The following is a 16,253-nucleotide window of genomic DNA, read 5'->3' on the forward strand; positions in this document are numbered from 1 at the left end:
CGGTTGTTAACAAAGTGTTTACAATTATCTCCGAGCTTATTGCGAGTATTTGTTAATCAAATGTTAACTTTTGTACGTTTGGAAGCTGAAATTGGTTATAACAATAAATGCTCAATGGAGCTGAGTGAGCAAGCCCGTGAAAGAAAGAAAGTCAAGACCTGTTAATTTAGATTTACAGACCATCCGCTTTCCCATCACAGCAATCGCGTCAATCCTACACCGTGTATCTGGTGTGATTACGTTTGTTGCGGTGGGTATATTACTTTGGTTACTGTCCATTTCTCTGTCGTCCCCGATGGGTTTTATGGAAGCCGCTGACATTGTCGATAGCTTCTTCGTGAAATTCATTCTATGGGGCATTCTAACTGCACTTGCCTACCACATTGCTGGTGGTGTTCGTCACTTATTGATGGACCTAGGTCATTTCGAAGAACTCGATTCAGGCGCGATGAGCGCTAAAGTCGCATTTGGTGCAACTGCAGTGTTATCACTACTGGCGGGGATCTTGGTATGGTAAAACACGTTTCTTCATTTGGTCGTAATGGTGTTCACGATTTCTTATTGATTCGTGCTTCAGCCATCATTATGACGCTATACACGATTTATCTAGTGAGCTTCTGTGCTTTCTCAGATATCTCTTACGCATCTTGGACCCAATTCTTTGGTGGTACTTTCACCAAAGTTTTCACCATGTTGGCACTTGTTTCTATTCTGATTCACGCGTGGATTGGTTTATGGCAAGTCTTAACCGATTACATTAAGTGCTCGAAACTTCGCGGTGCACTTCAACTTGGTGTTATTGCCGTTCTGTTCGGCTATGTCTTCTCTGGTCTATTTATTCTGTGGGGTGCGTAAGTGTCTATTCCAGTTCGTGAGTTTGATGCCGTAGTAATCGGCGCTGGTGGTGCGGGAATGCGCGCTGCACTACAAATTTCGGAGCAAGGCTTATCATGTGCTTTGCTATCTAAAGTTTTCCCAACTCGTTCTCATACTGTATCCGCGCAGGGTGGTATTACAGTTGCGCTTGGTAACTCGCACAAGGACGATTGGCAATGGCATATGTACGATACGGTAAAAGGTTCTGATTACATCGGTGACCAAAATGCGATTGAGTACATGTGTAAAAATGGTCCTGAGTCAGTTATCGAACTAGAAAAAATGGGTCTTCCATTCTCTCGCTTTGATAACGGAACAATCTACCAACGTCCATTTGGTGGTCAGTCAAAAGAGTTTGGTGGTGAGCAAGCGGCTCGCACAGCAGCAGCGGCAGACCGTACTGGTCACGCACTTCTTCACACGCTCTACCAACAAAACGTAAAACACAAAACAACCATTTTCTCTGAATGGTACGCTCTAGATTTGGTGAAAAACCAAGACGGCGCGATCATGGGTTGTACGGCTATCTGTATGGAAACGGGTGAGATTTGTTACTTCAAATCGAAAGCAACCATCCTAGCAACAGGTGGTGCAGGTCGTATCTACGCGTCGACTACTAACGCGCACATCAATACTGGTGATGGTGTTGGTATGGCACTTCGCGCAGGCGTTCCAATGCAAGACATGGAAATGTGGCAGTTCCACCCAACGGGTATTGCTGGTGCAGGTGTTCTTGTTACAGAAGGTTGTCGTGGTGAAGGTGGTTACCTTCTAAATAAAGATGGCGAGCGCTTCATGGAGCGTTATGCGCCAAACGCGAAAGACCTTGCGGGTCGTGACGTAGTAGCTCGTTCTATGATGATTGAAATCCGTGAAGGTCGTGGTTGTGACGGTCCTTGGGGCCCACACATCAAGCTGAAATTGGATCACCTAGGTAAAGATGTTCTTGAGTCTCGTCTGCCTGGTATCTGTGAGCTTTCGCGTACATTCGCGCACGTTGATCCAGTTAAAGAGCCAATTCCAGTAATCCCAACTTGTCACTACATGATGGGTGGTGTTCCAACGCAAGTTTCAGGTCAAGCAATCAAACAGACTGCTGACGGTAATGATGTCGAAGTCCAAGGTCTATACGCTTGTGGTGAAATTGCTTCTGTATCGGTACACGGTGCAAACCGTCTGGGCGGCAACTCACTGCTTGATTTGGTGGTATTCGGTCGCGCAACAGGTCTACACCTTGGCGAAACACTGGCTGCACAAGCTGAAGCTCGTCCAGCAACAGAGTCTGACATCGAAGCTTCACTAGCGCGTACTATGCGTTGGGAGAACAGCACTGGTGGTGAAGACCCAGTTCAAATTCGTAAAGATCTGCAATCTTGCATGCAAAACAGCTTCTCGGTATTCCGTGAAGGCGACGCAATGGCAACAGGTCTGGAAGAGTTGAAAGTGATTCGTGAGCGCCTAAAAGACGCACACCTAGCTGACAAGTCTTCTGAATTCAACACGCAGCGTATTGAGTGTTTAGAGCTAGACAACTTGATGGAAACTGCATTCTCTACAGCAGTAGCGGCGAACTACCGAACTGAAAGCCGTGGCGCACATGCTCGCTTCGACTTCCCTGAGCGTGATGATGAAAATTGGCTATGCCACTCAATCTACAACCCGGAAACTGAAGCAATGACTAAGCGTGATGTGAATATGACGCCAACTCATCGTGAAGCTTTCCCTCCGAAAGTACGTACTTACTAAAGGGAGGATATGACTATGAAACTGAACTTCTCTTTATACCGTTACAACCCGGATGTAGACACAAAACCTTACATGAAAGACTACGTTCTTGAAGTGGAAGAAGGCTCAGACATGATGGTTCTGGACGCGCTGATTTTACTAAAAGAGCAAGATCCGAGCATTGCATTCCGTCGTTCATGTCGTGAAGGGGTATGTGGATCTGATGGTCTGAATATGAATGGTAAAAACGGTCTAGCGTGCATTACTCCGCTATCTGCGCTTCAAGGTGACAAGATTGTCATCCGACCGTTACCTGGCCTACCAGTAGTACGTGATCTTATCGTTGACATGACACAGTTCTACGATAACTATGCGAAAGTTAAGCCTTTCTTGATTGATGACGGTGCTCTACCACCATCGCGAGAGAACTTACAATCGCCAGATGAACGTGCGCATTTAGATGGATTGTATGAATGTATTATGTGTGCATGTTGTACAACTTCTTGTCCATCATTCTGGTGGAACCCAGATAAATTTATCGGCCCTGCTGGTCTCTTAGCGGCTTACCGTTGGCTAATTGATAGCCGAGATACAGCAACTGATGAACGTTTGTCCGATCTTGATGATGCATTTAGCGTTTTTCGTTGCCATGGCATCATGAATTGTGTAAGTGTTTGTCCTAAGGGGCTAAATCCTACGAAAGCCATCGGTCACATCAAGTCGATGCTGGTGAATCGTTCGATTTAATTAACAACAAAAATTGCCGACCCAAATGGGTCGGCTCTTAATAGCTCGGCGCAGACCGAAGCAAACGTGAAAACTACTGGTTAAGGGAAAATATGCACAACGGCGTGATGAAGGCATGGCTCGAGTCTTCACACTTGGCTGGCGCCAATGCAACGTATGTAGAGGACCTCTACGAACTGTATCTAAGTGATCCCGATCTGGTAAGTGAGGAGTGGAAACGCGTATTTGATGAGTTACCTAAAAACTCAGAAGAAGTGGCAGAACAGCCGCATTCGCGTGTCCGTGACTACTTCCGACGACTCGCTCAAGAAACAAAGCATTACAGTGTCCAAGTTAGTGATCCAGATGTCGACGCTAAGCAAGTAAAAGTTCTACAGCTTATCAACGCATACCGCTTCCGCGGTCATGAAGCTGCTGAGCTTGATCCTCTAGGTCTATGGCAACGTCCACCTGTGGCGGAGCTAGACCCTGCATTCCACAATCTCACCGAAGATGACTTCGAAGAAACTTTCAACGTAGGTTCTTTTGCTATTGGGCAAGAAACCATGCAGTTGAAAGACATCTACTCAGCTCTGAAGAAAACGTACTGTGGTTCTATTGGTGCAGAATACATGCACATGACAGACACAGAACAGAAGCGTTGGATTCAGCAACGTTTAGAGTCTGTGGTTGGTCAGCCATCTTTCGATAAAACTGAAAAACGTACATTCCTTGAGGAGCTAACTGCTGCTGAAGGTCTTGAGCGTTACTTGGGTGCTAAGTTCCCAGGCGCTAAACGTTTCTCTCTAGAAGGTGGTGATGCACTAATTCCGATGACAAAAGAGCTGATTCGTCATGCTGGTAAGAGCGGCATGCGTGAAGTGGTTATCGGTATGGCTCACCGTGGACGTTTGAACATGCTAGTCAACGTTCTAGGTAAGAAGCCACAAGATTTGTTTGACGAGTTTGCAGGCAAACATGACGAAACATGGGGTACGGGTGACGTTAAGTACCACCAAGGTTTCTCTGCAGACTTTGCAACGCCAGGTGGCGATGTCCACTTAGCGCTAGCATTTAACCCATCTCACCTTGAGATTGTAAACCCAGTAGTTATCGGTTCGGTTCGTGCGCGTCAAGATCGCCTTGGTGATTTTGATGGTAGCCGCGTACTGCCAATCACTATTCACGGTGACTCAGCAATTGCAGGTCAGGGCGTGGTAGCAGAGACGTTTAACATGTCTCTAGCGCGCGGCTTCTGTGTCGGCGGTACGGTACGTATCGTCGTGAACAACCAAGTTGGTTTTACAACATCGAACCCTCGTGATACTCGCTCGACGATGTACTGTACTGATATTGCGAAGATGGTACAGGCTCCGATTTTCCACGTTAACGCTGATGACCCAGAAGCAGTTGCTTTTGTCACTCGTATTGCTCTGGATTACCGCAACGAGTTTAAGCGTGATGTTGTGATTGATTTGGTTTGTTACCGTCGTCATGGTCACAACGAAGCGGATGAGCCGAATGCGACTCAACCGTTGATGTACCAGAAAATCAAAAAGCACCCAACACCACGTAAGCTATACGCTGATGTATTGATCGATAAAAATGAATCAGACATTGAAGTTGCAACTCAGCTTGTGAATGAGTACCGCGACGCGCTTGATAAAGGTGAAGTTGTGGTGAAAGAGTGGCGTCCAATGGCTCTTCACTCTGTTGACTGGTCTCCGTATCTAGGTCACGACTGGGATGTTGAGTGGGATAACAAATTTGATTCAACTCGCTTGAAAGAGCTTGGTCAACGCCTAATTCAATACCCGGATAGCCATAAGCTACAAAGCCGTGTAAACAAGCTTTACAACGATCGTGCTGCAATGATCAGTGGTGAGAAGCCATTAGATTGGGGTATGGCAGAGACACTTGCGTACGCTACCTTAGTTGACGATGGCAAGCGTATTCGTATCTCTGGTCAGGACTCAGGTCGTGGTACTTTCTTCCATCGCCACTCTGTTTTGCATAACCAAAACGATGCGAGCACTTACATCCCGCTAGCGAATATTCATGACAAACAAGGTCCATTCCAAGTCTTTGACTCTGTATTGTCGGAAGAAGCGGTACTGGCGTTTGAGTACGGTTACGCAACGGCAGAGCCAAGCGGTTTGACCATTTGGGAAGCACAATTTGGTGATTTCGCAAACGGTGCGCAAGTGGTGATCGACCAGTTCATTTCGTCGGGTGAGCAAAAATGGGCTCGTCTATGTGGTCTGACGATGCTGTTGCCACACGGTTATGAAGGTCAAGGTCCTGAGCACTCGTCAGCGCGTTTAGAACGTTACCTACAATTGTGTGCTGAACAAAACATGCAGGTTGTAGTGCCATCTACACCAGCACAGGTTTACCACATGATCCGTCGTCAGGTGGTGCGTCCAATGCGTCGTCCACTGATTGTTATGTCACCTAAGTCGCTACTGCGTCATCCACTTTGTACATCGTCTTTGGAAGATCTTTCTGAAGGTACATTCCAGCCGGCGATTCCAGAAATCGATAATCTGGAACCAAGCAAAGTGAAACGTGTTGTGTTCTGTTCGGGTAAGGTTTATTTCGACCTTCTAGAACAGCGTCGCAATAACGAACAAGATGATGTTGCTATTGTGCGTATTGAGCAGCTATACCCATTCCCGATGGAAGAAGTTCAAGCCGCTATTGAGCAATACACGAATGTTGAAGACTTTGTATGGTGTCAGGAAGAGCCTCAAAACCAGGGTGCTTGGTACTGTAGCCAACACAACTTCCGTGCAGCTATTCCAGCAGGCGCAGATCTTAAATACGCAGGTCGCCCAGCTTCTGCTTCGCCAGCAGTAGGCTACATGTCGGTGCACTTGAAACAACAAAAAGCGTTGGTTGAAGACGCTCTGAACGTGAACTCAAAAACTTCGAATTAAGAACTAGAAGTTAAAGGAAGAAACAGATATGACAATTGAAATTCTGGTTCCAGATTTACCTGAATCAGTTGCTGACGCAACCGTAGCGACATGGCACAAACAACCAGGCGACGTAGTCGAGCGTGATGAAGTTCTGGTTGATATCGAAACTGATAAAGTCGTGCTTGAAGTACCTGCTCCGGAAGCGGGCGTTTTAGAAGCCATTATCGAAGAAGAAGGTGCGACAGTACTTTCTAAGCAGTTGATCGCAAAACTTAAGCCAGGTGCCGTAGCAGGCGAACCAACGACAGATTCAACAGAAGACAAAGAAGCATCTCCCGACAAGCGTCATAAAGCAACGCTGACAGAAGAGAGCAACGATGCGTTAAGCCCAGCGGTTCGTCGTCTTCTTGCTGAACACGGTCTAGAAGCAAGCCAAGTGAAAGGCTCTGGTGTTGGCGGTCGCATTACTCGCGAAGATATCGAAGCGCACCTTGCAAACGCAAAAGCAGCTCCGAAAGCAGAAGCTCCAGCAGCTGTTGAAGCGCCTGCAGCAGCTCGCAGCCAAAAACGTGTTCCAATGACGCGTCTACGTAAGACAGTGGCAAATCGTCTTCTAGAAGCGAAAAACAACACGGCGATGCTGACTACGTTTAACGAAGTGAACATGAAGCCAATCATGGACCTTCGTAAGCAGTACAAAGACCAGTTTGAAGAGCGTCACGGCACTCGTCTTGGCTTCATGTCTTTCTACGTGAAAGCAGTAACTGAAGCACTAAAACGTTACCCAGAAGTGAATGCATCTATTGATGGTGATGACATCGTTTACCACAACTACTTTGATATCAGTATGGCGGTTTCTACGCCACGCGGTCTAGTGACGCCAGTTCTAAAAGACTGTGACACGCTAGGTTTTGCTGACATCGAAAAAGGCATCAAAGAGCTAGCAATCAAAGGTCGTGACGGCAAGCTAACGGTTGATGAGTTGATGGGCGGTAACTTCACTATCACTAACGGCGGTGTATTTGGTTCATTGATGTCTACGCCAATCATTAACCCACCACAATCAGCAATCTTGGGTATGCACAAGATCCAAGAGCGTCCAATGGCGGTTGATGGCAAAGTAGAAATCTTGCCAATGATGTACCTAGCACTATCTTACGATCACCGTTTGATTGATGGTCGTGAGTCAGTGGGTTTCCTAGTAACCATTAAAGAGCTACTAGAAGATCCAGCGCGTCTGTTATTAGACGTTTAATATCGCTAAAACGTCGAGTTGTCCCTGATAGCTCGACGCCTACAGCATCCAAGGCTAGACTGGCTCAGCGTCTGGCCTTCACTTGAACTGCCCCCGATATAATCCATAAGCAGTTGATTTGAGAAGACCCTACAGACGCACCGCATGAAGTGGTGTTATGGAAATAATAAATCCCTTAAGGGATAAACAAACGGAATATCAAAATGAATTTGCATGAATACCAAGCCAAACAGCTGTTTGCAGAATTCGGTTTGCCTGTACCGGAAGGCTACGCATGTGATACGCCACAAGAAGCTTTTGAAGCTGCGGGTCGCATCACTACTGAAAAGAAAGTTGTAAAGTGTCAGGTTCACGCTGGCGGTCGCGGTAAAGCGGGCGGCGTAGAGCTACACGATACAAAAGATGGTGTAAAAGAATTCGCACAAAAATGGCTAGGTAAGAACTTGGTTACTTACCAAACAGACGCAAATGGTCAGCCTGTTACTAAAATCCTTGTAGAAGAAGCATCTAACATTGCTAACGAACTTTACCTTGGTGCGGTTGTAGACCGTGCAAGCCGTAAGATCGTATTCATGGCTTCAACTGAAGGTGGTGTGGAAATCGAAAAAGTTGCGGAAGAAACACCGGAGCTAATCCACAAAGCAGCAATCGATCCACTAGTAGGTCCTCAGGCTTACCAAGGTCGTGAGCTCGCGTTCAAACTTGGTCTTGAAGGTGACCAAATCAAACAATTCGTTAAGATCTTCATGGGTCTTGGCACTATGTTCTCTCAGTACGACCTAGCGCTACTAGAGATCAACCCACTGGTTATTACTGGCGAAGGCAACCTGCTGTGTCTTGACGGTAAGATCAACATTGACTCAAACGCGTTATACCGTCAGCCTAAGCTTCGTGAAATGCACGATCCTTCACAAGAAGATGAGCGTGAAGCGCACGCAGCTCAGTGGGAACTGAACTACGTAGCACTAGACGGCAACGTTGGCTGTATGGTTAATGGTGCAGGTCTGGCGATGGGTACAATGGACATCGTAAACCTACACGGTGGCAAGCCGGCTAACTTCCTAGACGTAGGTGGCGGTGCAACAAAAGAGCGTGTAGCGGAAGCGTTCAAGATCATCCTATCTGATGACAACGTGAAAGCAGTTCTAGTCAACATCTTCGGCGGTATCGTTCGTTGTGACATGATCGCAGAAGGCATCATTGGTGCAGTGAAAGAAGTTGGTGTAACGGTACCTGTTGTTGTTCGTCTTGAAGGTACTAACGCTGACCTAGGTCGCGAAGTTCTTGCTAATTCTGATGTTGATATCATTGCTGCTGAGTCGCTAACAGATGCTGCTCAGAAAGTTGTTGCTGCTGCGGAGGCTAAATAATGTCTGTACTAATTAACAAAGACACTAAAGTAATCTGTCAGGGCTTCACGGGTGGTCAAGGTACTTTCCACTCAGAGCAGGCAATTGCTTACGGTACACAAATGGTTGGTGGTGTATCTCCAGGTAAAGGTGGTCAAACTCACCTTGGTCTTCCTGTATTCAACACTGTACGTGAAGCAGTCGAAGTGACTGGCGCAACAGCAACAGTAATCTACGTGCCAGCGCCATTCTGTAAAGATGCAATCCTAGAAGCGATTGATGCGGGTATTGAGCTTATCGTGACCATCACGGAAGGCATCCCAACAACAGATATGATCGATGTTAAAGTGAAGCTAGAAGAAACTGGCGTTCGCATGATCGGTCCAAACTGTCCGGGTGTTATCACACCTGATGAATGTAAGATCGGTATCATGCCTGGTCATATTCACAAGAAAGGTAAAGTAGGTATCGTTTCTCGTTCAGGTACTCTAACGTACGAAGCGGTTAAGCAAACAACGGATGAAGGCTTCGGTCAATCAACGTGTGTTGGTATCGGTGGTGACCCAATTCCTGGTTCAAACTTTATCGATATCCTTAAACTTTTCCAAGAAGACCCAGAAACTGAAGCAATCGTAATGATTGGTGAAATTGGCGGTACTGCGGAAGAAGAAGCTGCTGCTTACATCAAAGAAAACGTAACGAAGCCAGTGGTTTCTTACATTGCTGGTGTAACGGCTCCTCCTGGTAAACGTATGGGTCACGCTGGTGCGATTATCTCTGGTGGCAAAGGTACTGCTGAAGACAAATTCGCAGCACTAGAAGCGGCTGGCGTTAAGACTGTGAAATCTCTAGCAGAGATTGGCAAAGGTCTACGTGAAGTGACAGGTTGGTAATCAACCAAACCATTACAAAAGCATCAAAAAAGCCTGCGATTTCGCAGGCTTTTCTTTTTCTATCAGTGCATTAGGGTTTACGTCTAATCAATTGGCTAAGCATAAACAGGAATGTTGCACTAATGACAACAGAAGGACCTGCTGGCGTATCGAAGTGCCAAGATAGGCTTAACCCCATTAACACTGCAATCGAACCGATAATCGAGGCAAACAATGCCATTTGCTCTGGTGATGAGGAAACTTTACGCGCAGTGGCTGCAGGGATAATCAGTAGAGAAGTCATGATCAATGCGCCAACAAACTTCATACCTACTGCTATGACCACACCCACCATCAGCATTAATACCAAACGCACTAGATCGGTATTCACGCCCTCCACGGCGGCAAGCTCTTCGCTGACTGTGCTGGAGAGCAGTGGGCGCCAAAAGATGTACAAACACGCACTTACAGCAACAACACCAGCGTAGATGAACATCAGATCTTGTGGCGAGATCGCAAGCAAGTCACCGAATAGGTAGCTCATAAGATCTACGCGAACGTTGTCTAAGAAACTGACGGACACTAAACCAATGGACAGTGCACTGTGCGCCAAGATACCAAGCAAGGTATCTGTCGCCACAAGCTGTTGTTTTTGCAGAGTCACAAGTAGGACCGCTAACGCTAAACAGCAAACTAGTAGTGCAAGATATAGGTTCACATTGAGTAAAAAGCCCAGCGCTAACCCCATTAACGAGGCGTGAGCAAGGGTATCGCCAAAGTAAGCCATTTTTCGCCAAACCACGAATGAGCCAAGTGGACCTGCGATGAGCGCAATACCAATACCAGCCAGAATTGAAGGCAATAAAAACTCAATCATGATGATGATGTCCGTGAGAATGGTTTGAACAAGATGTAGCATCGCCAGTGACTGGTGAACCCGCTAAATCGTGGTGGTGATGCTCATGATCATGATGGTAAAAAGCCAGAGATTCTCGAGTCGCATTACCAAACAGCGCAATGTAAGAAGGGTGCTGGGTGATGGTTGCCGGTGAGCCAGAGCAGCACACATGATGATGCAAGCAAATCACATCGTCAGTTTTAGCCATCACTAAGTGCAAGTCATGAGACACCATGAACACACCGCAGTCAAATCGGTGGCGGATGCTCTCAATTAAGTCATAGAGATCGATCTGACCTTGAACATCGACCCCTTGAGCGGGTTCATCTAATACCAACAATTCTGGACGTTGTAGTAGGGCGCGTGCGAGCAATACTCGTTGGTTCTCTCCGCCAGATAGACGGTGCATGTTACTTGCGATGAGATGCTCAGCTCCAACAAGGCGTAGCGCATCGAGACATTCCTGCTTGCTATACTTGCCAGCAAGGTTCAAAAAGCGAATGACATTGAGTGGCAGTGAATCGTTGAGTTTCAGTTTCTGAGGAACATAACCAATTTTCAGTTTACGTTGCTTCTTTAACTTACCGCTGGTCGGTTTTTGGAGACCTAGAATGACTTTAACTAATGTCGATTTTCCCGCTCCGTTGGGACCAATTAGGGTGGTGATCTTGCCCTTTTCTAATTCCATAGTGATATTGTCGAGAACTCTGCGTTCGTCAAACTCGACGCACAGTTGCTCAAGACGGACTAGTGAAGACATGAATGAAACTCATTTGCAAAATAATAATGTTATAATGTAACATTATCTCACTTTCCACGCCATACCCCAAGTAAAACTATGAAAAGAGCTATTATTCTTGCTGTCTCAGCAATATTAACGTTACCTGCTCACGCGGTAACTGTGTTAACCAGTATCAAACCAATTCAAATGATCACGACCGAGCTTACTGAAGGCGTAACAGCTCCGGACGTATTGCTACAAAACAATGCATCTCCGCATGATTACGCGTTGCGCCCTTCTGATGTCCAGAAAGTAGCTGCTGCGGATTTGGTGATTTGGTATGGGCACGACCTCGAACCATTCCTTGAAAAAGTGGTGACAGATAGAGGGAACACACTGACACTAAGCCAAATTCCAGGTTTGTCGCTGCGAGAGTTTGGTAGCGAGCATTCTCATGATCACGATGGTCATGACCATGGTACACATGACCCTCATTTTTGGTTGGGTGTTGAAACAGTACAACAGGTCGCTAATGCAATTGCACACAAGTTAGCGGAAGTTGATCCAGTACATGCCGATACGTACGCCAACAACCTGAAGAAATTTGAAGTAAAGTTGAACGCGACTGATTCTGAGATTAAACAGCAGCTTGCTCCAGTCAAAGATAAAGGTTACTTCGTATTCCATGATGCTTATGGGTATTTTGAAGAGCGTTATGGTTTGAATCAAATGGGTCACTTCACCGTTTCACCGGACCGTAAACCTGGTGCAAAAACACTGATTCGTATCCGTAAAACGTTGGGAACCGGTGATGTAGCGTGCGTGTTCTCTGAGCCTCAGTTTACTCCGGCGGTTATTGAGAGTGTGATGCGTGGCAGTGACGTTCGTTCAGGTGTTCTTGATCCGCTGGGTAGTGAGGTTGAGGTGAAATCTGGAAGTTACTTCGAATTTCTTAAAGGAATGTCCAACAGCTTTAGTCAATGTTTGAGCGAAAAGTAACAATTGTGTTGTGCTTCTCTACACGGAATACGTTTTTAACGTGATCTGGCAGTAAGAATTACAAACCTTAAGCGCAGTGAGTCTTTTCTATCAAAGGATTTGAGATATCATTATCAATAATTAGCGGCTCAAAATAACCATATAGACACTTAGCTATGGAAGGCATGAGTGAACCATGAGTCGCACGTATTGATACATGTAAGGATTTTATCTTGCTGCGCCAATTAGCCCTCTTTTTCTGGGCTTTTATCCTCTCATTTCAAGCGTTTGCTTCAAGTGAAGCGAATGCGATCTTTTACCCTTTGCCAAATCAGGTTAAGGGGACTTTTATTGCGGCAAAAAAATTGTTCCCGGGTGAGCATGGTGGGCTTTGGATTCACGATGTCCACGGACGGGTGCTGTTTTATGATGGGCAAACCACTTTGCCAAAATCAGGCAGTTTTCTACGAGCGAAAGTAGAACAACTGGCATACCACAAAGGCTCATTCTGGACGTTTATCGAAAACGAGGTATATCAGACTTACCCTAACCAAGAACGTCGCTTGGTCTTTAGTCTCAATCCTGGTTCTCAAATTCGTAAGATTGGCTCATCTGGCAATTTTATCTGGGTTAGTGACGGCGCGCATTTCTATACCTACAATATTGAAACCAGTGAACTTAACTCCTTCTCTTTACTGCAACTCTATCAGCATAGTAACAACAGTTACGTCTATATTAATGACGCCATTTTCGTCGAAACGAAGTGGGCGTTAGCGACGACATCAGGTGTATATCTATCAGAGGGGAGCAAGTTCAACCATGTTGTTTCGTCGGGTAAACACTACATAGAAAAAGTGTATTACTCACATACTCGTCGAGAGATTCTGGTCGGAACGCTAAAAGGCGCGCTGATTTTTAATATCTCCGAACCAGATAAACCTGTCATTCGAATTGGTACATCTCACGTTCTTACATTTGCAGAAACCAACCAAGAGTATTGGGTCGGAACGGAGCAAGGGCTTTATTTGTATTCGTTCTTAAGCGGAGATGTAACTCAAGTCACCCCGGCAAGCTTCCTTGAGCTGGAATTAGCGACCACTAAGATCTACTCGTTATTGAACGACAACATGGGCGGTATGTGGATTGCTACCAACCAAGGCATTCGTTATTACTCATTATTTAGTAAAAAATTCGAGCGAACAACGTTCAGTAGTTACGATCAATTGACACTTTCTGGGCGAATCCGCCAAACGTTGACGGGACCTGATGGTGCGCTTTGGTTTGCTGATGATCATAAGCTTTATCGCTCAGGACCCAAGGCAATTAGTGAGGTTTTAGATTTATCTTCTCAGATTAATGAGTTCGCTTTTCAAGGTGATAAGTTATGGATAGCGACAGAAAATGGCCTTGAGATATTCGATCTTGAGAACTTAACCCCAATGACCTTCCCGTATTTGCAAGTCATTGCAGGACGAGCCATTGATCATATTGTGGCTGACGGGGCGAGTCGATTGTGGGTATCAAGTGGTTATCAACTGTTTAATATCGACGCTGAGAAGCAAGAAATGCGTAACTTTGGCAGTGACTGGTTAGTGAGTCAGTATCTACCTGCCAAAATTACTCGTTTGTATGATAAAGAAGAGTTGCTGCTGATTGGTACCGATCACGGTGTCTATGAGTATGATGGAGAGCGGATTCGTTTTAACCGTTTCTCTGAAAAGTACGGAGAGTCGCTTGATATCATTACTGCCAATGATGGCTCCCAGTGGTTTGCATCTGCTTACGGTGTTTTTCGAACCATCCCGGGTCGTAACGAAAAGCAGGTGATGGAAATGAGTGTTTCAAACTCTCGGCCCACTTGTTTACTGAGTGATTCTGAAGGGGTTTGGCTCGCTTCATCGGTAGGGTTAAGCTATTACCATCTCTCCGGTCAGTTGATGAAGCACTATTCCTCTTCTTCAGGCTTAATTAATAATGAATTTCTTCCAGGCGTTTGTAATCTGATTCGACGTTCAGAGGATAGTGACCGCCAACTTATCTTTGGATCTCAATACGGTTTAGTGAAAGCTGATTCATCAAAACTGCTAGTGTCTAATACGCCAGAGTCCAAACTTATTGTTAGCCAAGTCATGTTGGAAAATGATGTTGTTCAAGTAGGAAGCTCTGACTTAGAAGATATGAAGTTGCCTTATGGGTCTTCATTGAGTTTCTTGTTTGGTGTGATGCCAAAACCAGATAACCAAAACCTCTACTATCGCTTGAATGAGAGTGAACAATGGCAATCTCTGGAAGGTGGACAGTTAACACTAGAGCACTTAAATTCCGGAGATTATCACCTTCAAGTAAGTAATGACTCACAACTCGCCTCTGGTTTGATTGGACTTGAATCTAAGTTTACGGTACTCAAGCCTTGGTATTTGTCAAAGTTGGCAATATCTGGATTTACGTTAATTACGATCGCAACGTTAGCACTCCTGATGTACTGGCGTTCGCGATTTGTATTGCAAGCGAACCGTGATCTAGCGGCGCAGGTGACATTAAAAACCAATCAGTTACGTCATCAAAGTCGAGTTCTATTGACGAGCAATCAACAGCTTAGAAAGCAAATTCAAGTGAGAAACTTGTTGGTGGACCATGTTGCACAATCAATTAAATCCAGTGTGGATTCGATTGCCCATAAGCTTCCACTGGATTTAGATTCAGTAACTCAAGATCACCTTTCTAAAACCTATTGGCAATTGAACGAGCTTAAGAGCTCACCAGAAGATACCAGCAATGGTAGTCAAAACTATAACTTAAGCCAGATTACCCAGTCCGTCGTTGATGTGTGGCGAGAGGACTTCACTAAAGCTGGCATTAGTGTTGAGTTAGAAGATGACAACAAAGCGAGCCGGATTTCACTCGAAAGCTTTAATCTTGATGTCATTTTTAACAGCATCTTCGCCAATATTATTAAACGCTCTTTTAGAGGGCAGTCGGTTAAGTTGGTATTGGAGGAGGGGAATGACATTGTCTCGTTAAGTTTTATCGATCATGGTACCCAGTTACCGAGTAAGGTTTCGACGATGCGACCATCAAACAGCAGCAATGTTGACTTAAGTATGGATAATTTGCCTCAATTGGTGGCGGTCAGCGGTGGTCATTTATCTATGTTTGCGTCGGATGCTCAAAATAAAATTGAAATCACGTGGCCATGTGCTCAAGAACCGAGTCATGTCGAAGAGGTCTTGCCGGAGTTTGCAGAAGTAGAGAAACCACAGCAAGATACATCGCCGGAACAAGAATGGTTGATGAAAGTGTATCAACTTGTCGCAGAACATTATCACGACCCAGAATTTGGTACAGCGTCTGCAGCGAAGATGCTCTATATGTCAGAAAGAAGCCTACAACGACGATTTAAATCTGCTTCTTCACGAACATTGAAAGACTACTTAACGGAAGTTAGGTTGGAAACCGCCTGTGAACAATTGCTCGCTGGCGAGAAGATCAGTGAAGTTGCCTTTAACTGCGGCTTTAATGACCCGTCGTACTTTAGCCAGAAGTTTAAGCTACATTTCGGGCTGCCACCTTCTAAGTTCGCAATGACTCAAGAGAGCCAAACAAGCCTCTAGCTCTTAATTCGACATTACCGAGCCCAGCCTTAGCGTTGGGCTTTTTTACGTCTGTAAGGTGAACGGTATCGTAAAGAGCTCAATATAGATTCTGGACACAAGGGAATGACATTTAGTCTGGCGTGATGCGTGATGCGTGATGCGTGATGCGTGATGCGTGATAAAGGGCTCGAGCTATATAACGCAGAGTACGTGCAGCACAATGGCGATATAGTGTTGTGATAGATAATGAGAATAACAGGGATTTGTTCGAGTAAAACGTTTAGGAATTATTGGGACTTAATTGAGAAGCGAATGAAGAAAGAGAAGAAAAAAAATATC

General features: G+C 45.5%; 12 protein-coding genes. 10 read left to right on the plus strand and 2 right to left on the minus strand.

Features of this window, described 5'->3' with window-relative positions:
* Positions 1 to 124: 124 nt before the first annotated feature.
* The 8 genes from sdhC to sucD all read left to right on the plus strand — a co-directional run bounded on the left by sdhC (position 125) and on the right by sucD (position 9,745).
* Positions 125 to 517, plus strand: coding sequence for a succinate dehydrogenase cytochrome b556 subunit (sdhC, locus tag MHO32_RS15375; RefSeq protein ID WP_005446421.1), 393 nt, complete (start codon positions 125 to 127; stop codon positions 515 to 517).
* On the plus strand, positions 511 to 855 hold the full coding sequence (gene sdhD, locus MHO32_RS15380) for a succinate dehydrogenase, hydrophobic membrane anchor protein (RefSeq protein WP_005446422.1): 345 nt from the start codon (positions 511 to 513) through the stop codon (positions 853 to 855). The genes sdhC and sdhD overlap by 7 nt, the downstream gene beginning before the upstream one ends.
* The gene (sdhA, locus tag MHO32_RS15385) at positions 856 to 2,622 is read left to right on the plus strand and encodes a succinate dehydrogenase flavoprotein subunit (RefSeq protein ID WP_009698584.1); all 1,767 of its coding nucleotides are present in this window, start codon (positions 856 to 858) and stop codon (positions 2,620 to 2,622) included.
* Between the two features lie 15 nt (positions 2,623 to 2,637).
* Positions 2,638 to 3,348 carry a succinate dehydrogenase iron-sulfur subunit gene (locus MHO32_RS15390; RefSeq protein ID WP_005446424.1) on the plus strand — a complete coding sequence of 237 codons (711 nt, stop codon included), beginning with the start codon at positions 2,638 to 2,640 and terminating at the stop codon, positions 3,346 to 3,348.
* 92 nt (positions 3,349 to 3,440) lie between these two features.
* The gene (gene sucA, locus MHO32_RS15395; RefSeq protein ID WP_009698583.1) at positions 3,441 to 6,266 is read left to right on the plus strand and encodes a 2-oxoglutarate dehydrogenase E1 component; all 2,826 of its coding nucleotides are present in this window, start codon (positions 3,441 to 3,443) and stop codon (positions 6,264 to 6,266) included.
* Between the two features lie 28 nt (positions 6,267 to 6,294).
* The gene (gene odhB, locus MHO32_RS15400; RefSeq protein ID WP_005426699.1) at positions 6,295 to 7,503 is read left to right on the plus strand and encodes a 2-oxoglutarate dehydrogenase complex dihydrolipoyllysine-residue succinyltransferase; all 1,209 of its coding nucleotides are present in this window, start codon (positions 6,295 to 6,297) and stop codon (positions 7,501 to 7,503) included.
* A 203-nt stretch (positions 7,504 to 7,706) separates the two neighbouring features.
* Positions 7,707 to 8,873: an ADP-forming succinate--CoA ligase subunit beta gene (sucC, locus tag MHO32_RS15405; RefSeq protein WP_005446426.1), complete on the plus strand. Its 1,167-nt coding sequence runs from the start codon at positions 7,707 to 7,709 to the stop codon at positions 8,871 to 8,873.
* Positions 8,873 to 9,745 (plus strand): succinate--CoA ligase subunit alpha, encoded by an 873-nt coding sequence (sucD, locus tag MHO32_RS15410; protein ID WP_005436989.1) that lies wholly within the window; start codon positions 8,873 to 8,875, stop codon positions 9,743 to 9,745. Before sucC ends, sucD begins: the two co-directional genes overlap by 1 nt.
* A gap of 70 nt (positions 9,746 to 9,815) precedes the next feature.
* Here the strand turns inward: sucD and znuB are convergent, their stop codons facing one another.
* Together znuB and znuC are read right to left on the minus strand one after the other, a co-directional pair.
* On the minus strand, positions 9,816 to 10,601 hold the full coding sequence (gene znuB / locus MHO32_RS15415) for a zinc ABC transporter permease subunit ZnuB (protein ID WP_239212845.1): 786 nt from the start codon (positions 10,599 to 10,601) through the stop codon (positions 9,816 to 9,818).
* The gene (gene znuC / locus MHO32_RS15420) at positions 10,594 to 11,382 is read right to left on the minus strand and encodes a zinc ABC transporter ATP-binding protein ZnuC (RefSeq protein ID WP_005446428.1); all 789 of its coding nucleotides are present in this window, start codon (positions 11,380 to 11,382) and stop codon (positions 10,594 to 10,596) included. Before znuC ends, znuB begins: the two co-directional genes overlap by 8 nt.
* Before the next feature lie 78 nt (positions 11,383 to 11,460).
* Here znuC and znuA point away from each other — a divergent pair, with 78 nt between their 5' ends.
* Together znuA and MHO32_RS15430 are read left to right on the plus strand one after the other, a co-directional pair.
* Positions 11,461 to 12,342 (plus strand): zinc ABC transporter substrate-binding protein ZnuA, encoded by an 882-nt coding sequence (gene znuA / locus MHO32_RS15425; protein ID WP_017188397.1) that lies wholly within the window; start codon positions 11,461 to 11,463, stop codon positions 12,340 to 12,342.
* Positions 12,343 to 12,554: 212 nt separating this feature from the next.
* Positions 12,555 to 15,932: an AraC family transcriptional regulator gene (locus MHO32_RS15430; protein WP_239212827.1), complete on the plus strand. Its 3,378-nt coding sequence runs from the start codon at positions 12,555 to 12,557 to the stop codon at positions 15,930 to 15,932.
* Positions 15,933 to 16,253 lie beyond the last annotated feature (321 nt).

It is taken from the genome of Vibrio sp. MMH1-50, assembly GCF_022347645.1.
GTDB classification, from domain to species: Bacteria; Pseudomonadota; Gammaproteobacteria; order Enterobacterales; family Vibrionaceae; genus Vibrio; species Vibrio harveyi.